This window comes from Paenibacillus sp. J22R67 (genome assembly GCF_059692175.1).
The window spans coordinates 720904-736900 of sequence record NZ_JCAUAX010000004.1 but is presented as its reverse complement, the minus strand read 5'-3'; the positions used below and the strand labels follow the sequence as shown (position 1 = coordinate 736900).

Genomic DNA, 15997 nt, shown 5'->3' with positions numbered 1-15997 from the left:
TTCCTCATTTTACTATAAAACGGGGTCAACCTACCTAAAAGGATGTAGCATTACTCGGGAAAACTTTCGAGTGCTCAAAAATCAAAGAGTCGCTATCATCACCCTTTAACAGCGCCGGCTGTCATGCCTTGCACCAACTGTTTCTCCATAGCCAAGTAAAAGCCAACAAGCGGAATAAGCGCCATAGATAAGGCAGCCATCTGAAGCGTCTGGAACCGTGTTTCTGTGCCGGCGAAGTTAGCCAAGCCTAGCGGGAGCGTTTTGAGAGCGGCTTTATTGATCAACACAAGCGCGAATAAAAACTCATTCCAGTTATAAATAAAGTTGATAATAATAACTGTTGCCAGCGCAGGACGAGTCATCGGAAGAATAATGGACCAGAAAATGCGATAGAGTCCAGCCCCGTCCATAATCGCTGATTCCTCAATATCTTTAGGGAACGCCTGCATGAAGCCAACCAGAATGAAGATGGTAATCGAGAGATGGAAGGCTGTGTAAGGAAGCACCAGAGAAAGGTGAGAATTCAGCAGCCCCACATTTTTCATGATAATAAAAATCGGCACTAACGTAGCGTGAATCGGAATCGTCATGCCGATAATAAACAAACCGTAAAGCCATCCGCGTAAACGAAAGTGAAATCTGGAAAGAAAGTAGGAGGTGAGTGCACCAAGCAGTACCGTTAATACGATTGCGCCAACGGTCACAATGACACTGTTCCAGAAGTACGTACCTAAATGGGCAACTTTCCAAGCGCTCGTATAATTGCTGAGTTGCCAAAATTTTGGCAATCCTAGCGGATTTATCGCAAAGTCTTCCTCTGACTTAAATGAACTTACAACCATCCAGACAATCGGAATGACATTAATGATGCTTAGAACGGCTAAGATAATATGAATGATCGTTTTTTTCCCTAAAGATGTTTGCATAGCTCCTCCTTTCTCTACATGCATCAATTAGCCATTTCTTCGAGTGACTAATTTGGCTGCATATATGGCTAATAGGCTAAAAAGCAGAATAAGAATAGAAACTGCGCTCCCAAGTCCGAAGGCACTGTTGTTGAACGCCTGGGTATACATATAGATGGTCATCACTTCTGTATTATGAGCGGGTCCTCCAGCTGTCATCACATAGATTAAATCGAAAACCCGGAAGCTGTTGCTAATGGAGAAGATCAGCGTTACCCAGATCGTTTCTTTCAGCATCGGAAGCGTGATGAACCAGAATCGTCTCCAACCTGTAGCGCCGTCCATGACAGCCGCTTCTCTTACTTCTTCCGATATATTTTGCAAACCAGCTAAGAAAATGACCATATAGAAACCGTAATTTTGCCATAAATATGTGATGCTTACCGACAGCATGCCCCAACGCGGGGAACCTAGCCAGTTCTGTTTCAAACTCTCCAAGCCGAAGAATCCGAGCATGTTATTCATCAAACCTGATTCCGTACCGTAAACCATGTTCCAGATGAGAGAAACGATAACCGCTGAGATAATGACGGGCAGGAAAAGCACGGAGCGGTAAACTTTGAGCCCACGAATCGATCGGTTCAATAGCAAGGCAAAGAACAAACCTACTGGGAGCTGTCCTACAATGCCGCTAACCATCATAAACAGGTTGTTCTGTACACCCTTCCAGAAGATCCCGTCTTTCAAGACGGAGATATAATTGTCCAAACCTACAAAAGACATGTGAGATAAACCGTTCCAGTCGAAAAATGAGTAATAAAATGACATTAGGATCGGAATCATTGCGATCCCGATATAAATAATCAAGGCTGGCAGCATGCCGATAAAAATTGCCAATCCCATCCGCCTCGTTACATGCATAAATGGCCCTCCTTATGCGCTAGATGATAAGTTGATAGATGCCAAGAAGACGGAGACTGGGCAGGCTCCGCCTCTTTGGCAGCCGAAGAACGGCTTGTTGCCCCTCTTACAATGGAATCGACAGCGAGCGCGAGGCAGCTACAATCTCGGCAGCCGTCGTTTCCCGCCCGAGCGAATCGGATAAATATAAACCTTCGCTAATCAGCATTGTCGCAAGCGCTATATCCGCAGTTGGCAAAAGTTCTACGCGTCCCTGCAGAGCAGCAATCCAGTGCTTCTGCGATGAATCATAAGCATCTTCGTTATCTCTCATTCTGTGCCAGCGAACATCCATGCGGTTAAGATCAATCTTGCTGTCCAGATCAATGTCGGCTACCGTCGTGTGAAAGCTGATATCCGAAGTCATCTCTCCGGAATGGTAGGACGGGAGCCGAATACCGCCTTTGGACCCCATGATGCTGCTCCCCTCAACGCCTCCAAGGTTAACAGCCCACGCTTCAAAGATGTCTAACGAGAGTCCATTACGAAGGGTGACGAACCCAAGCGCCAACTCTTCTACGTCGAATCCACTCTGAGCCCGCCGCCCCTCGTCCATCTCCATTTCTTGAATGAGCTTCCCAGTTACGCGTTCCACTTCGGTTTCACCAAGCAAGTAGAGCATTTGTGCGATATGATAGACGCCCATATCCAGTAAAGCTCCGCCGCCTGCACTTGCTTTTTTCGTGAAATAAGCGGTACCGAATCCATCTACAAAGGGTCTACCGCGCCGCCTGAAGCCATTCGACCGAGCGTGGAACAATTTGCCCAACTGACCGTCATCAATCAGCGCTTTGGCAGCCTTTGTTTCTTTTTTATAAAGCGTGCCAAGTTGAATGTGAAGTTTCTTGCCATATTCCTTGGCTGCGTCAACCATGGCTTTGCCGTCATAATAGGAGCCTGCGATCGGTTTCTCGCAGTAGACATGTTTACCCGCCTGCAGAGCAGCAATCGTTAATGGCGCATGAAAGTTGTTATGAAGACATACATCAACCGCATCGATATCTTCTCGCGCCAATAGCTCCTTATAATCGGTATAGACATGAGCAACGCCATATTTGTCTGCAACCCGGCGGGCTTCCTGTTCATTAATATCACACAGAGCCACGACCTCGGCGCCCTCTATCTCCGCATACTGATCCAAGTGAGCTTTCCCGATAATTCCTGTTCCAATAATACCAATTCTAATCTTGGCATTTGTCATCATGCACGCCTCCAGATCACCTATCCATTGTTCGGGCTAGCAGATGCAAGTAATCGTTTCATTGCTGCTAGCGCCCACTCTATCTCGATGTAAGGATTGGACAAAGCATTATATTCGACTGCCCAATACCCTTGATAACCAAACTCACTCAGGAACTTGATCGTTGATTCCGTATTCTCGGAATTGATCGTTCGTTTATCCAAATGTACGTGGTTCACCCAGGGAGCAACCATCTCGTTGCCTTGATTACCCTCTATCCAGCGATCGATATGCAGTAAAATACCGTATCCTGGATGATTCACTGCTTCAGCCAAGCGCTTCATCCAATGGGGATCCAGCGAAATACCCGTATGGTTCTCAGGCCCCACTGTAAATCCGTAGTCCGCTGCTTGCTGCGCAAATTCCTGATAAGTACGAACCGTGTATTCGAACTGCTCCTCAGTCACTTCACCAGGGCCTCGATTGGCATCAATTCGAACCGTCTGAGCACCAAGCAATTTCGCCGCTTTCAAATGAGCTTGCGCGTTCCGGTACAACTGCTGCCTGATATCCGGATCAGCATCCCATAAGTGAGCGCGGTCCACCGCTATATTAGCAACCGTTAATTGCCTATCATCAAGGTTGCGTTTGATCTTCATCAACTCATCGTTATCCGGAAGCTCCCAGATGGGAACCTCACGGTTTACGAAAAAGCCGTTCCAGAGATCTACAGCATCCAATCGATACCGGTATTTCACCGTCTCCAGATACCCGTAAATATTCATTTCGTTTTGACTTAAAAGCTGATAGAAGGAAAATGCTCCGATGGAAGCTTTCATCTCTGTCACCCTTTCAAATCGTTAGCCTTTGAGTTTTCACCAGCTAGCCGATTATTTTTTCACTTTGTCCATGACATCTTGCATTTCTTTGGCAATTTGCTCTGGTGTTTTCTGTTTCATCGTAATGGCTTGCAGCCCATTCTCGATTGAATCTTTGACGGCTGCCGGCATTACGCTATCAAACACAAGCGCGTCGCCCGATTTCGTCAACTCCAGCATTTCTTTCAAATATTTACTAGTGTCTGCTGGCATTTCAACTTTGGCCGGCACGACGATCCCTTTACTCATCAAGTTCTGGTACAGCTCAGGGGAGTAGAAATATTTCAGGAATTTATACGCCGCCTCTTTCTTAGCTCCTGTTAATTCCTTGCTTAATCCGATACCGTATTGGATAACTCCTGCACTTTTGCCTGCTGTTCCTTTGCCACCGTCTATGGATGGGAACAATGCGATGCCAATATTAGCGCCGCCCTCTGTGTTGCTGACACGGAACTTCGTATCAATGGTCGAGCTGGTCATGGTCATAGCCGCTTTCTTCTGCAGGAAGTAGTCTTGTACTTGTACTTCATCCATGGTGTTCAAATCAGCGTTAAAGGCATCGAGCTTCGTCAATTCGTCGAAAATGCCAAGTGCTTTCACATAATCAGCATCCGTAAATTTAGCTTGTCCTTGTTTCACCTTCGTTAAGAAATCCGTACCAGCGATACGATCCTCGACGGCGGACATTACGGTGGATTGAAGCGGCCAGCGGTTCTTATTGCCAATACCCATCGGCGTAACCCCTGAAGCTTTGAGCTTTTTCACCAGATCGAGGAAATCGGCATACGTTTTAGGAAATTCATTGTAGCCTACTTTCGCTAACATATCCTTGTGGTAGTAGATAATATCGACAAAAGTCATCTTCGTTGGAACAGCATATTGCTTACCGTTTACTTGATATCCACCTAACGACTGTGGCGGCAAAATATCTTTCCAAGTATCCATAATTTCATCTAGCGGCATAAGCACGCCGGCATCGATGAACGGATCCATATCGACGCCTGGATATAGAATGAACATATCCGGCATGCTGTTGCCAGCTGCTTCCGTACGGAGCTTTGTCCGATATTGAGCCGACGGGATATCCTGCATTTCAATCTTAATATCTGGGTTCAACTGTTGAAATTTCTGAATTCTTTCTTTGTACAGCTGGTTATCTACGTTCGGGGTGGACCAGTTTTCCTCCAAAGTGAGTGTAACTTGTTGTTTTGAGGCGGGCTGCGTTGATGTTTGAGTTGTTCCTACTTCTTTTGCCGGCTCAGCTCCATTACTGCAGGCTGTCATTGTCAGTAAAGCAGCTGAAGCAGCAGCTAACACCGATTTTCTAATCACTCCATGAATCATCCATGAACCCCTCACTTTATGTTATTATTTTTAACATCCATCTTACGCCTTTATTATATGATACCGTTTACCATGTTTGTATCCCACCAATTTATCATAATGTCTGAATTTTTAATGTAATATAATCTAACATAACGGAAGACTGAACATTTAGCCATGGAAAAATATACTAGCACCTAAAATTGACTCCGTCCGACAAATGGCATAAAATGGGGCCATACTTTCCATAATACGAATACCTATTTCACCGAATAAAAAGGAGATTTCTCATGAACTTACACAATCAAACGGCCATCATTACGGGAGCTGGAAAAGGGATCGGTAAAGCCGCTGCCATCTCCTTAGCCAAAGAGGGTGTTAATCTTGGACTACTGGCGCGCACCCGTGCCGACCTCGAATCCCTTCAACAAGAATTAACAAGTACATACGGCGTCAAAGTGAGCATTGCTACAGCGGACATTTCCAAGCGGGCAGAAGCGGTACGTGCAGTGGATTTACTAATCGGGGCATTGGGTTCCCTGGATATCCTGCTCAATAATGCCGGAACGGCTCAGTTCGGAACGTTGGTCGATATGGATCCAGATCAATGGGAGCAAATTATTCAAACCAATTTGATGGGTACGTATCATGTGACTCGCGCCGCCTTGCCAACCATGCTAAGTCAAAAGAGCGGAAGCATCATTAACGTTGCTTCAACCGCAGGGGAGCGAGGCTTTGCCACTGGTTCAGCCTACTGCGCCTCGAAGTTCGCTGTCATCGGCATGACTGAAGCGCTCATGCAAGAGGTTCGCAAATCGAACATCCGAGTTACTGCGCTCACACCTTCCACTGTGAATACAGAGTTGTCTGTCAAAGCAGGCCTGCCGATAGGCGACGAGGACCGTATGATGCAGCCAGAGGATGTAGCCGAGCTCATCTTGGCTGCTCTTAAATTGCCGCAGCGCGTCTTCCTGAAAACAGCGGGGATTTGGACAACGAACCCGCAATAAGCGGTTGCCTGCCATTAATTAATGGCAGAGCAGCAAAAAAGACCGATGAAACCCCATTTATTGGGGGTTTATCGGTCTTTTGCGTTTCCGGGGAATAGATGGAAAAACTACCGTTATTCTGCGCCAAATTGTGGCAGGGGATGAAATATCGGTAGAAATTCCATCTAAATCGTTGGTTGCTAGACGAAATTAGCTAGATTCGGTGAAATTAGCAGGAGAATTTCCAGTTAATTGGGATAAAATGGATCAATCGCGGAAATTAGTAGGAGGAATCGGCGTTAATTGCAAGCGTTTCCTCAGGGGCGAGTTCCTAAGGGTGATCCGTTCCCCCTCCTCATTTCTATAAATACGTGTAATTCTTATTCATAATCAGCGCATTAATTCTCCACTGCGAGCCTCCACAGGTACGAAATCTCAGCTTCACGTAACCATCGCTTTTTTGCGTGATTGGCAAAATATCCGTTGCAAATTCGCCCGCCTTCAGCGTTTTCTCCGGCTTCCACGTGCTTTGCCCAACGATTTCTATCTCCGTGTATGAAGGCGCCTCGCTATCGCCAGATACGAAGAGCAAATCGTATCTGCCCTTTGGTAGCTCTACCACAAACGTCGCCTCGCTATCTCCACCGACAAAATCTCTTCGCAGCTCGTCTGGACCTCCGCGATCTATCGCTCTGAGATCCTCCGCATCCTCCCAGCCGATGCCCGAATAAGCCTCAAACATCGACTCCCGTGTTACTTTACGGAACGTCTGACCGAGAACACCTTCTACATGAACCTGTCTGGGAAGCACGTTATAATAATTCTTCTCCAACAATTCCACGCCAAAATCAATCCGATAAGCGGCCAACCTCGATTCACGGGAATTGCCAGAGTAATAATCAAAGGTGAAATGGTCGAGCAATCTATCATGCTGCGTGTCAGCATTTTTACCGAGGAACACTCGCCGATGTGTATGAGCTTTATGCACAAGCGGATAGACTCTATTGGCGTCCCGCGCATCATTTCCGTCTCGTCCATCGTCCTGTCCACCAGAATCAGCAGCAAATGATTCAGCTACTATAGACTCCCCATGAGGAAAAATCGCATACTCCCCGTTCTTCTCCGTATCAAACGAAATCCGTCCATCTTCTTCCTGATGATCCACCCTGCGCCAAGATCGCCCCTCTCTTCTTGAAACCATCACGTTATCGCTAACGTGAAAAGGGCTACGAATAACAACCCTCTTCCCAGCTTTACTTTGGATAGTAACCCAAGTGGTTCGGCCATTCCTCAGCTCTGCGCTAACTTCGAAGGCGCCTACTGCCAACAAGCCTCGAAAGGAGCATTGGCTCCATTTCTCATACTTCTTCCTATCTACCTGATGCTCGTAGAGTCCAATCGCTAACTCCGGCTCAGGATCACCAGAAGGCAGCGCCGGGAATACATCGATCACCCCATCATAGCTCTGCAGCAGCATTTCATTGACAGCAGCGACCATTTCGCCAGAGGCCTCCATCATGTGAGGATGGTATAAAGGTTCATTCGTAATGTTGCAGTAGTTCATCCAGCGTTCCGTTTCTTCCGCAAACAAGCCATTGCTCCTGAGCGACAAGTCGATGCCTTGCTCGTAGAGCAGCCTAAGCGCTGTATTGCCCTTCCCGAGTCGCGAAGCTGCACAGGAAAGCCATCCAAACTGAAACATGCCGTATTCCGTCCGATTTGCTGCATAACGAAGCGTATTCTCTCCTCTTTTCCGCAGATGAGGCTCACTATATTTATTTATTTCCCCAATGGGATAAATAGGCATAAGGAACGAAGGATGCCGCAAATGCATATCAGCAGGCGCCCATTCTGAATCCAAGAAGACATCCCCATACGAATTGGAAACAGCCGTTGGATACAAGGCCAAGTTGTCCACAATCTTGCTCCACTTGAGTCGGTCATCTTCCGCTTCACCAAGCAGCTCCCCCGCTTCCACAGCTATCTTGAGCAAATATTTGATAGCAGCAAGGGAACAAGTGGAGTTGCGAGTCAAAGGCCCCTGCTCCGGAGAAATGTCAGGGAATACCTCATAGCGTCCTGACTGCTCATTCATCTGTAAATAGCCTTCGAAAAATCTGGCAATCTGCTTAAACAGCGGATACGCCTTTTCCCTTAGAAAATCAATATCCATGCTGTAGCGATAATAGTCCCAAAGGAACTGCGCGCACCAAGGCCAAATACTTACATACAAGGCATGCGGATAATCACCCGCAATGCCTTCGAGCCCATGAAACTGCTGCGACATTTGCTCAGCGAGCTGAACATACGAGAGCAGCCCCTCATTGAACGCTTCGGCGACTTCAAGGCGATTAGCCGTGTAGAGCGGCCAAAATGCAGCTTGAATATTAACATCCCAGTACCACATGCTTCCCCACTTGGTTGGCTGCTTAATATCCCACAGGCCGTTCAATCCGCACGCTTGCTCGCGCATCCTTCCGCCTTTTCCGCTGCTGCAGGCGATTGCGTATAGATTGATATACCAGAGATCTTCAATCATTTTATCTGGCAAGGTGATAGAGGTGCGAGACCAGAAGCTTTCCCAATAAGCTTGATGATGCGCCACCATGTTTTCCACTTCCACATGCGAAGTTGCCTTCGTCAGCCTCATCAGAGCGGTCGAAAGCAGTTCCTCAGTCTCCTCCTCTGTTACCACCGTTGTTAGCAGTGTCAGGGTTGCCTCCGCATCACAAAGGGCTATTCGCAGACTATCATCGGGACCAGCAACAACGTTACCTTTCGCTCCGATGATCCTCATCATCACGATGAACGAGAACGGATCGTAGTGCTCCTTCTCCTCACCGTCTGGGTAGAAAGCGCCCATGTAGTAAAACGTCGTATCGTCCAATTGATGATACGTCACTTTCATATCCACGTATCTTCTACGGGGGACAGATAACGCTACTGAGGGTAGCAACGCCCTATTCGTCTGGCGAATTGTGGTAATGACATAATCGCCATCCTGAGCAATCATCGTGTTCACGCCAAGCGTATCCTGATCTTTTGCCACATTTAACTGAACAACTGCCTTTTCAATATCAAGCGATAGCGAATAATGATCAGGGTCTGACAGCTCTTTGGATGGAAAAAAATGAATTTCACCCGTCGGATAATGGGATGACCCACCCGAAGGTTTGCCATATTTCCTGTACATGCTGTTCGGGTTTAACGCATCGCCATATAGAAATAATGGGCCTTGTTCGGGATCACGATACATCTCTGAAGCCAGCTTTTTCAATTCATCAAATGAACGTCCATATTGAAGCGTGAAGTCTGGACCTTCACTATTTCGGTACTTCTTACTGTAACGATGAAGCTTTTGATAATAAACTTCATAATGATTGAGCGCAAGCGTCAGCTTGTTATTTTCGAAATACGTCATACCACCAAAGTGTCCATTGCCGATCGGCAATGCCTCATTCCAACTGCTCGGAGCATTATCGAATGTCACGCCTCTCACAGGATCCCCTCCTTCTGCATCTATCTCGTGGTGAAATCGTCACCATCTACTCCTTAATGGCACCAATCAGTACACCTTGGACAAAATACTTTTGAAGGAACGGATATAGGCAAATGATTGGCAGTGTAGATACCATAATGGCCGCATATTTAATGGTTTCGCCAATGGCATATTTGTCGTCGCCTCCACCTGCCATCATCGAATCCGTATTGTTGGAGATCAAAATTTCACGGAGCACAAGCTGAAGAGGATAAGCTTCACGGTTCCGCAAATACACAAGCGCATTAAAGTAGGAATTCCAATGCCCCACCGCATACCACAAAATCATAACCGCAATAACCGGCATGGAGAGCGGGATGACGATTCGGAATAAAATCACCCAATCATTCGCGCCATCCATCCTAGCCGACTCCTCCAGACTGACCGGGATGCCTTGAAAAGAAGTACGCATAATAATCATATTAAACGTATTGATCGCACCTGGAATAAGGATGGCCCACATCGTATTCATCATGCCAAGAGAGTTCACGAGCAGGTAACTTGGAATGAGTCCCCCATGGAAAACCATCGTCACGACGATAAAGAACATGATTATATTTTTAAAATAGAGATTCTGCCTGGACAATACATAGGCGCCAATCGCCGTCATAAGCAAGTTAATCATCGTTCCTAGCAAGACATATATTAGCGTATTCTGATACCCTTTCATAATCATTGGATTCTCAAAAACAGCCTTGTAGGCACCCAGATCAAAACCTGCCGGTTTGAGCATAATACCTCGATGTTGCAACAGTGATGTCGCATCACTTAGCGAAGCAAATGCCACGTATAGGAACGGATACAAAGTCACCGCGCAAAGCACGAGCATCAACAGCATATTGAAGTAGCCAAATGTTCGCTCTCCACTGGTTAGTTTCATGTGCAAATCTCCTTACCACAGTTTGTTCTCGCTGATCCGTTTGACAAAGCTATTGGCCGCAACGATTAGAATAAAGCTGATCACGGAGTTAAATAACCCGACAGCTGCCGTGAAACTATAGCTTGCCTCCAATACCCCTTTGCGATAGACATAGGTCGATATAACGTCTGCTGTTCCATAGGTAAGCGGATTGTAAAGTAAAAGCACCTTTTCACTGCCGACCGTCAGCATATTGCCCATTTGTAAGATAAACAGGATTACAATTGTCGGCATGATACCTGGAATCGTAATGTGCAGCGTTTGCTTCCAGCGGTTAGCGCCATCAATCCTGGCCGCCTCATACAGCGTCGGGTCGATCGTAGCCATTGCCGCCAAATAAACGATAGAGCCCCAACCAATCCCTTGCCAGATGCCAGACGAAACGAACAAAAAGCGGAACCAGTTCTCATCCTGCAAGAAATCAATTGGCTCGAAGCCAAAGATGCCAGTCAATTGATTAATAAGACCAGTGCGGCCTAAGAAATCGATCATCATTCCGGCCACAACCACGATGGAAATGAAATGCGGCAAATAAGAGATGGATTGGACAACCCGCTTAAATACACTGTGGCGGATTTCATTGAGCAGCAGTGCCAGAAGGATAGCAGCCGGGAAACCGAACAACAGATCATATAAGTTGATCAAGATCGTATTTTTAATTAAGCGCCAGAAGTAGATGCCGTTAAAAAAGCTTTCAAAATGTTTGAATCCGACCCACGGACTTCCCAGAATCCCTTTCGCTGGCGAAAAGTCTTTAAAAGCGATTTGCAATCCGTACATCGGTCCATAATGAAATATGAGGTAATAAGCAATGACAGGAAGTGCCATGACGTAAATGGACCAGTGCCGTTTCACATCAGCGCGTATGGTTTGCAGGACAGTCGGATTGCGATATGTTTTCGTTGTCGTTACGGCATGTTCAGCCGCACCATTTGCAGGACTTTGCCTCATCGTCTCCCTATCCTTTCTTTCAGGTTTCCATAAGAAAACGAGGGGATAAACAATCCCGGTTCATCCCCCATTCCGTTCTCTCTTAACGTTTATTGAAACGCTCAAGCGCCCCTTGCTGGATTTTAACCGCCTCATCAATTCCCATACTCTGAATCTTTTTGACATATTGATCGAAGTTATTGATCGGTTCGACGCCCATAATGAATTTCAACAACATCTCATCTTGATACGTTTGGATATCCGTTACAATGGAAGCGAATTTGCTGCTTTCATCCTGAGTCGGAGATACAAGAGGGATCTTCCGCTCAGCCGTTGGCTTCGACCAGATTTCCAAAGCTTTCTTCTGCTGTGGCAGAGCGAGATATTGCATTTGGAAATTATCGCTGAGCACAAAAGGAGCACTCCACGTTGCCCGATTATATTTGGCAATCGCTTGCTGGATACTGGTCCCTGCCGGAGGATTCAAAATCTCAGGAAGGAAGGTTGCTTTGTTACTCTCCATCTTGTAGCTAGTGCCCTCAATCCCGTAGTTGAAGAGGAGATCACCTTTATCTCCGTAAGCATAATCAAGCCATTTGACGGTTTCTATAGGGTTTTTATTGGCTGTCGAAATTGCCGCTCCCACTCCGTTATAAGCGAAATCCTTCTGTCCCCAAATCGCTTTATCGCCTGCTTGTAATACCGGATAAGGAGCCGCTTCCAGATCAAATTTGGGATCCTTGTCCTTCATGAGTCCTGCATATTTACCAATACCTCCCCCATTAAATGAAGCGGTTGCTCCTATGAGATTGGTCGTCATTTTGTTATCGAATAGTTTATCGTTAGGTGCTGCGAAATCCTTATCCAGCAGGCCTTCTTTGTACCATTTGTTCATCGTGGTCAGGAATTCTTTGTATTCAGGCTGGATCGGTCCGTATTTCACTTTTCCCCCGTCCTGATAGAAGCTATAGTTGATGCCCCAAGCTCCTAGGAAAGGTGCATCGGTAGCAAACAGATTTTTGTCCAAATAAATCGGGATCTCATCTGCTTTGCCGTTGCCATTCGGGTCCTTTTCTTTAAATGCTTTGAGGACGGTGTACCATTCGTCAATTGTCGTCGGCATCTTGAGGCCTAGCTTATCGAGCCAGTCCTGACGGACCGATGGCCCGAAGAACACTCTGACTTTGTCATCGCCACGCAAGAATGGGAAGGCATAAATGCTTCCTTCATCTGTTGAGATTTGCTTTTTCCAATCCGGATGTTCATTCAGCAGCTTCTTAAGATTCGGTGCATATTTGTCGATCAAATCGTTCAATTTAATGATTTTTTTATCTAAAATGGCTTTTTCAGGTCCGCCGGGGTATCTGACGACTGCACCGCTAGTTGCTCCCCAACTAGCTTCAATGACATCTGGCAGCTCGTTGGTGGCAACCATTAAGTTGAATTGCTCTTGCGCCTGTGGAACCTCGAGTGGCGGATGTTGAAAGTCAACCTTGACGCCAGTTACCTTTTCAAGCTCCTTGTACATCCCCATTTCAGCGTAAGTTTTCATCTGACCTGAAGCTGCAGGATGATTCGGTACCCAGTACGATAATTTAGTCAACTTTGGCGGCTCAGCACTATTACCTGTCTGGGGTGCAGCTGATGAACTCTCGGTTCCTGAGTTACTGCTGCAGGCAGCTGCCGAAGCCACCAGAGCTGAAAGCAATACAATAGATCCAACTTGTTTCAAACGTTTCTTCATTCTTCATGCCTCCCTTTATATGAGTGACCCTAAGCTTGGTTGGCACTGCAATGGTCAGCCAGCACCTGTTCCCAAGTATGCTTCTACAGCCCTGACCTGACTACTGCCTAGTTCTCATCCCCGTAGTATTTAAGTAAGAAATAAAGGCTATATGAGAATTCATCAGTCCATATTAGAAATCGTCAGTAGCCAATATGAAAGAAATAAGCAGCCCCATGAGGCTGCCTTTTATGCGATCTAGCTAATGATTTCCGTTAATTTCGTCTCACGATATTTACCCGGCGTTACGCCCTCGAGCTTCTTGAACGCTCGGATGAAAACGACATCATTGTTGTAACCGATCTTTTGAGCGATCTGTACAATGGTCAGTTCTTTGTTCGCCATTAACTGCTTCGCTTGTTGAATCCGTTTATGCGTAATGTAATCCAGCAGATTTTGTCCCTGATGTTTTTTGAAGAAGGTAGAAAGATATTGCGGTGTCATTTGAATACGTTCTGCAATTTGTGCCACGCCAAGGTTCGAGTCATCGAGGTGCTCGTGTACAATGCCGATGATTTCCTCCAGGCGCTGCGTACTATGATCAGATCGATCCACATTAAACGAACGAGTAAGCGTCTCGTAAAGCTCTTTCGTTTTCGTGTACATCCCCTGCGCAGTTGGATAGCTGAACACTTCTTTGATCGGATCGAAGTCAGCGCCCAGCACTTCCTCCTGACTCGTATTCGAGGAGTTAACAATTTTCAAAAGCGTACTCGTCACATTGAAAAACAAACATTTACCTAACTCTGGTGTCATATGACCGGAGTCAAAATTCATCGCATATATTTTATTAAGCAGCTTTTCCACATTCTCGGCATCCCCGCTTCGGACAAAATTAATCAACTGGATCTCACTTTCAAGCGGATAGTAGTAATGCTGTTTGACTTCGAGGATGTCCTGAAAATGGATCGTTGTATGTCTCCCCAGGATCAGCCTATATTCAAGCGCTGCGAGTGCTTCGGGATAAGAATCGCGAATAGCTTTGGGTCCAGCATGAATCCCGCCAACAGCTATCGTGATGCCAATTTGGAATCTTTGCGAGGTGATGCTGAAGAGCGAGTCACCGATATCCCGAATATCGGATTCGGCGAACTTTTCCCGATTGGATGCTAAATTAATGAGAAGCGCAATGCGATCCCGGTCAAGTTCGACCGAAAATCCTCTATGATTTGCCGCAATCAGATCCGTACCGATATTTGAAATAATAAACCTTGCATGCGCCCACTGCTGCTCATCTTCTTCCGATAAAAAAGGAATATCCTCGATCTTAACGAGAAGCACGGCAAAACAGTCACTTGTAAATTTCAAATCCATAAATTGAAGCGAATCGCCATTTGCTGCTGACACATCCACATCCATATGGCCATTCAGAAGACGGGACAAATAATTGGCCCGGATGAACGGAATTTGCTGCGTTAGCGTCATGCGCAGGTTCTTCTCTTCATGGATGGAGCCCTCGACAGTTTGCCGAATAAACTCGTATTCATTCGCGGACGGGCGCCTGATCATTTCTTTTCCGCGCATAATCGCGTTTACCGTCTTTTGCAGAGGTTTGTACGTCCGGTAAGCGCCAATGCTGACAGCCACTAAACCGCAAATTAAGCATAGGACGAACAAACCGATTGACCAACTCTGAATTTGATTCACCTGCTGCATAAAAACGTCATTCGGCATGATCGATACGTATTTCCAACCAACTTTCTGCGAGGAGGTAACCGAAACCACTTGGTCAACACCTGCGAGTCGGTAATCAAAAGGGCCCGAACTTTCTTCAACACGCCCCAACAAGTCGGATGGGAAAGGGGAATCACTGTTGCTCATAATGGTTTTCCCTGCATGATCGATGATATAAACGGAACTATGGCTGGCTGACTCCATTTGTGCGAACAATTCCTTGACTTGATCACCATCAATCAGCACGATGAAGCTTCCGAGATTCTGAGATTGCGATTGAACGGGAAGTGATTGCATATACGTAATAACATTCTTCGGGACCTGTTCTTGGTCGTTCGATAAGGGAGCAACTGGTAAGTAAGACATTTTATGCTCCGTGTCCAGAAGCTGGTGCCACCCTTCGTATGACATGTCCCTATACGCGTAGTAGATGGAATAGAAGGTCCGCGAATCTGCTACCAAGTCCGGTTTGACAATGTTATCGCTGTTTGCGAAGTAAACATAATAATCGAGGATAAAATTGCTGGTCATGCTGTGATATTTACTCATTTTGTCGCGCATAAATTGGATAAATTCATATTTGTCCACATCATTGGAGTTGGCAGGAATTCTAAGCATATAATCCAGTTTCGGATCAAACACAACTTGGCGCATTAAAGTATCCACTTCTGCCAATTTGTTATCTAGTGACAGCTTCAGCTGCTCAAGCATGGCGCTATTCGATCTTGTCGTGCTACGCTCCAGGCTTTGTTCCACCTTCGTGTACAGAAAAAGCCCCATTGCAAGCGGTATCAAAAGTATAAATAAGTTGGAGGCGATGATCGTTGAAAGCGCACTTTTGCGGCTATCGACAAGGCGTAAAATGAAGGGCAATTTCACAACAAACCCACCGTCCATTCCGTAATCGAATTTACTAGA

11 protein-coding genes are annotated in these 15997 nt (G+C 46.2%); 1 reads left to right on the top strand and 10 read right to left on the bottom strand.

Annotated features, from left to right (window positions below; translation table 11 throughout):
- Window positions 1-98 precede the first annotated feature (98 nt).
- The 5 genes from AC58VC_RS19415 to AC58VC_RS19395 form a co-directional block, all read right to left on the bottom strand.
- The gene (locus AC58VC_RS19415) at window positions 99-926 is read right to left on the bottom strand and encodes a carbohydrate ABC transporter permease (protein ID WP_497370469.1); all 828 of its coding nucleotides are present in this window, start codon (window positions 924-926) and stop codon (window positions 99-101) included.
- A gap of 27 nt (window positions 927-953) precedes the next feature.
- Window positions 954-1826 carry a carbohydrate ABC transporter permease gene (locus AC58VC_RS19410; RefSeq protein ID WP_497370468.1) on the bottom strand — a complete coding sequence of 291 codons (873 nt, stop codon included), beginning with the start codon at window positions 1824-1826 and terminating at the stop codon, window positions 954-956.
- A 106-nt stretch (window positions 1827-1932) separates the two neighbouring features.
- Window positions 1933-3066, bottom strand: coding sequence for a Gfo/Idh/MocA family protein (locus AC58VC_RS19405; RefSeq protein WP_497370467.1), 1134 nt, complete (start codon window positions 3064-3066; stop codon window positions 1933-1935).
- A 20-nt stretch (window positions 3067-3086) separates the two neighbouring features.
- On the bottom strand, window positions 3087-3884 hold the full coding sequence (locus AC58VC_RS19400) for a sugar phosphate isomerase/epimerase family protein (RefSeq protein WP_497370466.1): 798 nt from the start codon (window positions 3882-3884) through the stop codon (window positions 3087-3089).
- Window positions 3885-3935: 51 nt separating this feature from the next.
- Window positions 3936-5267, bottom strand: coding sequence for an extracellular solute-binding protein (locus AC58VC_RS19395; protein WP_497370465.1), 1332 nt, complete (start codon window positions 5265-5267; stop codon window positions 3936-3938).
- A gap of 269 nt (window positions 5268-5536) precedes the next feature.
- Here AC58VC_RS19395 and AC58VC_RS19390 point away from each other — a divergent pair, with 269 nt between their 5' ends.
- Entirely contained in the window at window positions 5537-6256 is a 720-nt protein-coding gene (locus AC58VC_RS19390; RefSeq protein ID WP_497370464.1) for a 3-ketoacyl-ACP reductase, read from the top strand.
- A 340-nt stretch (window positions 6257-6596) separates the two neighbouring features.
- On the opposite strand, the gene AC58VC_RS19385 is transcribed toward AC58VC_RS19390, so the two are convergent.
- The 5 genes from AC58VC_RS19385 to AC58VC_RS19365 form a co-directional block, all read right to left on the bottom strand.
- The gene (locus AC58VC_RS19385; protein ID WP_497370463.1) at window positions 6597-9734 is read right to left on the bottom strand and encodes a glycosyl hydrolase family 95 catalytic domain-containing protein; all 3138 of its coding nucleotides are present in this window, start codon (window positions 9732-9734) and stop codon (window positions 6597-6599) included.
- A 46-nt stretch (window positions 9735-9780) separates the two neighbouring features.
- A complete protein-coding gene (locus tag AC58VC_RS19380) occupies window positions 9781-10653 on the bottom strand; it encodes a carbohydrate ABC transporter permease (RefSeq protein ID WP_497370462.1) in 873 nt (290 codons plus the stop codon).
- 12 nt (window positions 10654-10665) lie between these two features.
- Window positions 10666-11643, bottom strand: coding sequence for an ABC transporter permease (locus AC58VC_RS19375; RefSeq protein ID WP_497370461.1), 978 nt, complete (start codon window positions 11641-11643; stop codon window positions 10666-10668).
- An 82-nt stretch (window positions 11644-11725) separates the two neighbouring features.
- Window positions 11726-13366 carry a type 2 periplasmic-binding domain-containing protein gene (locus AC58VC_RS19370; protein ID WP_497370460.1) on the bottom strand — a complete coding sequence of 547 codons (1641 nt, stop codon included), beginning with the start codon at window positions 13364-13366 and terminating at the stop codon, window positions 11726-11728.
- Window positions 13367-13603: 237 nt separating this feature from the next.
- Window positions 13604-15976, bottom strand: a complete 2373-nt coding sequence (locus tag AC58VC_RS19365; RefSeq protein ID WP_497370459.1) for a helix-turn-helix domain-containing protein — start codon at window positions 15974-15976, stop codon at window positions 13604-13606.
- Between the last annotated feature and the right edge of the window lie 21 nt (window positions 15977-15997).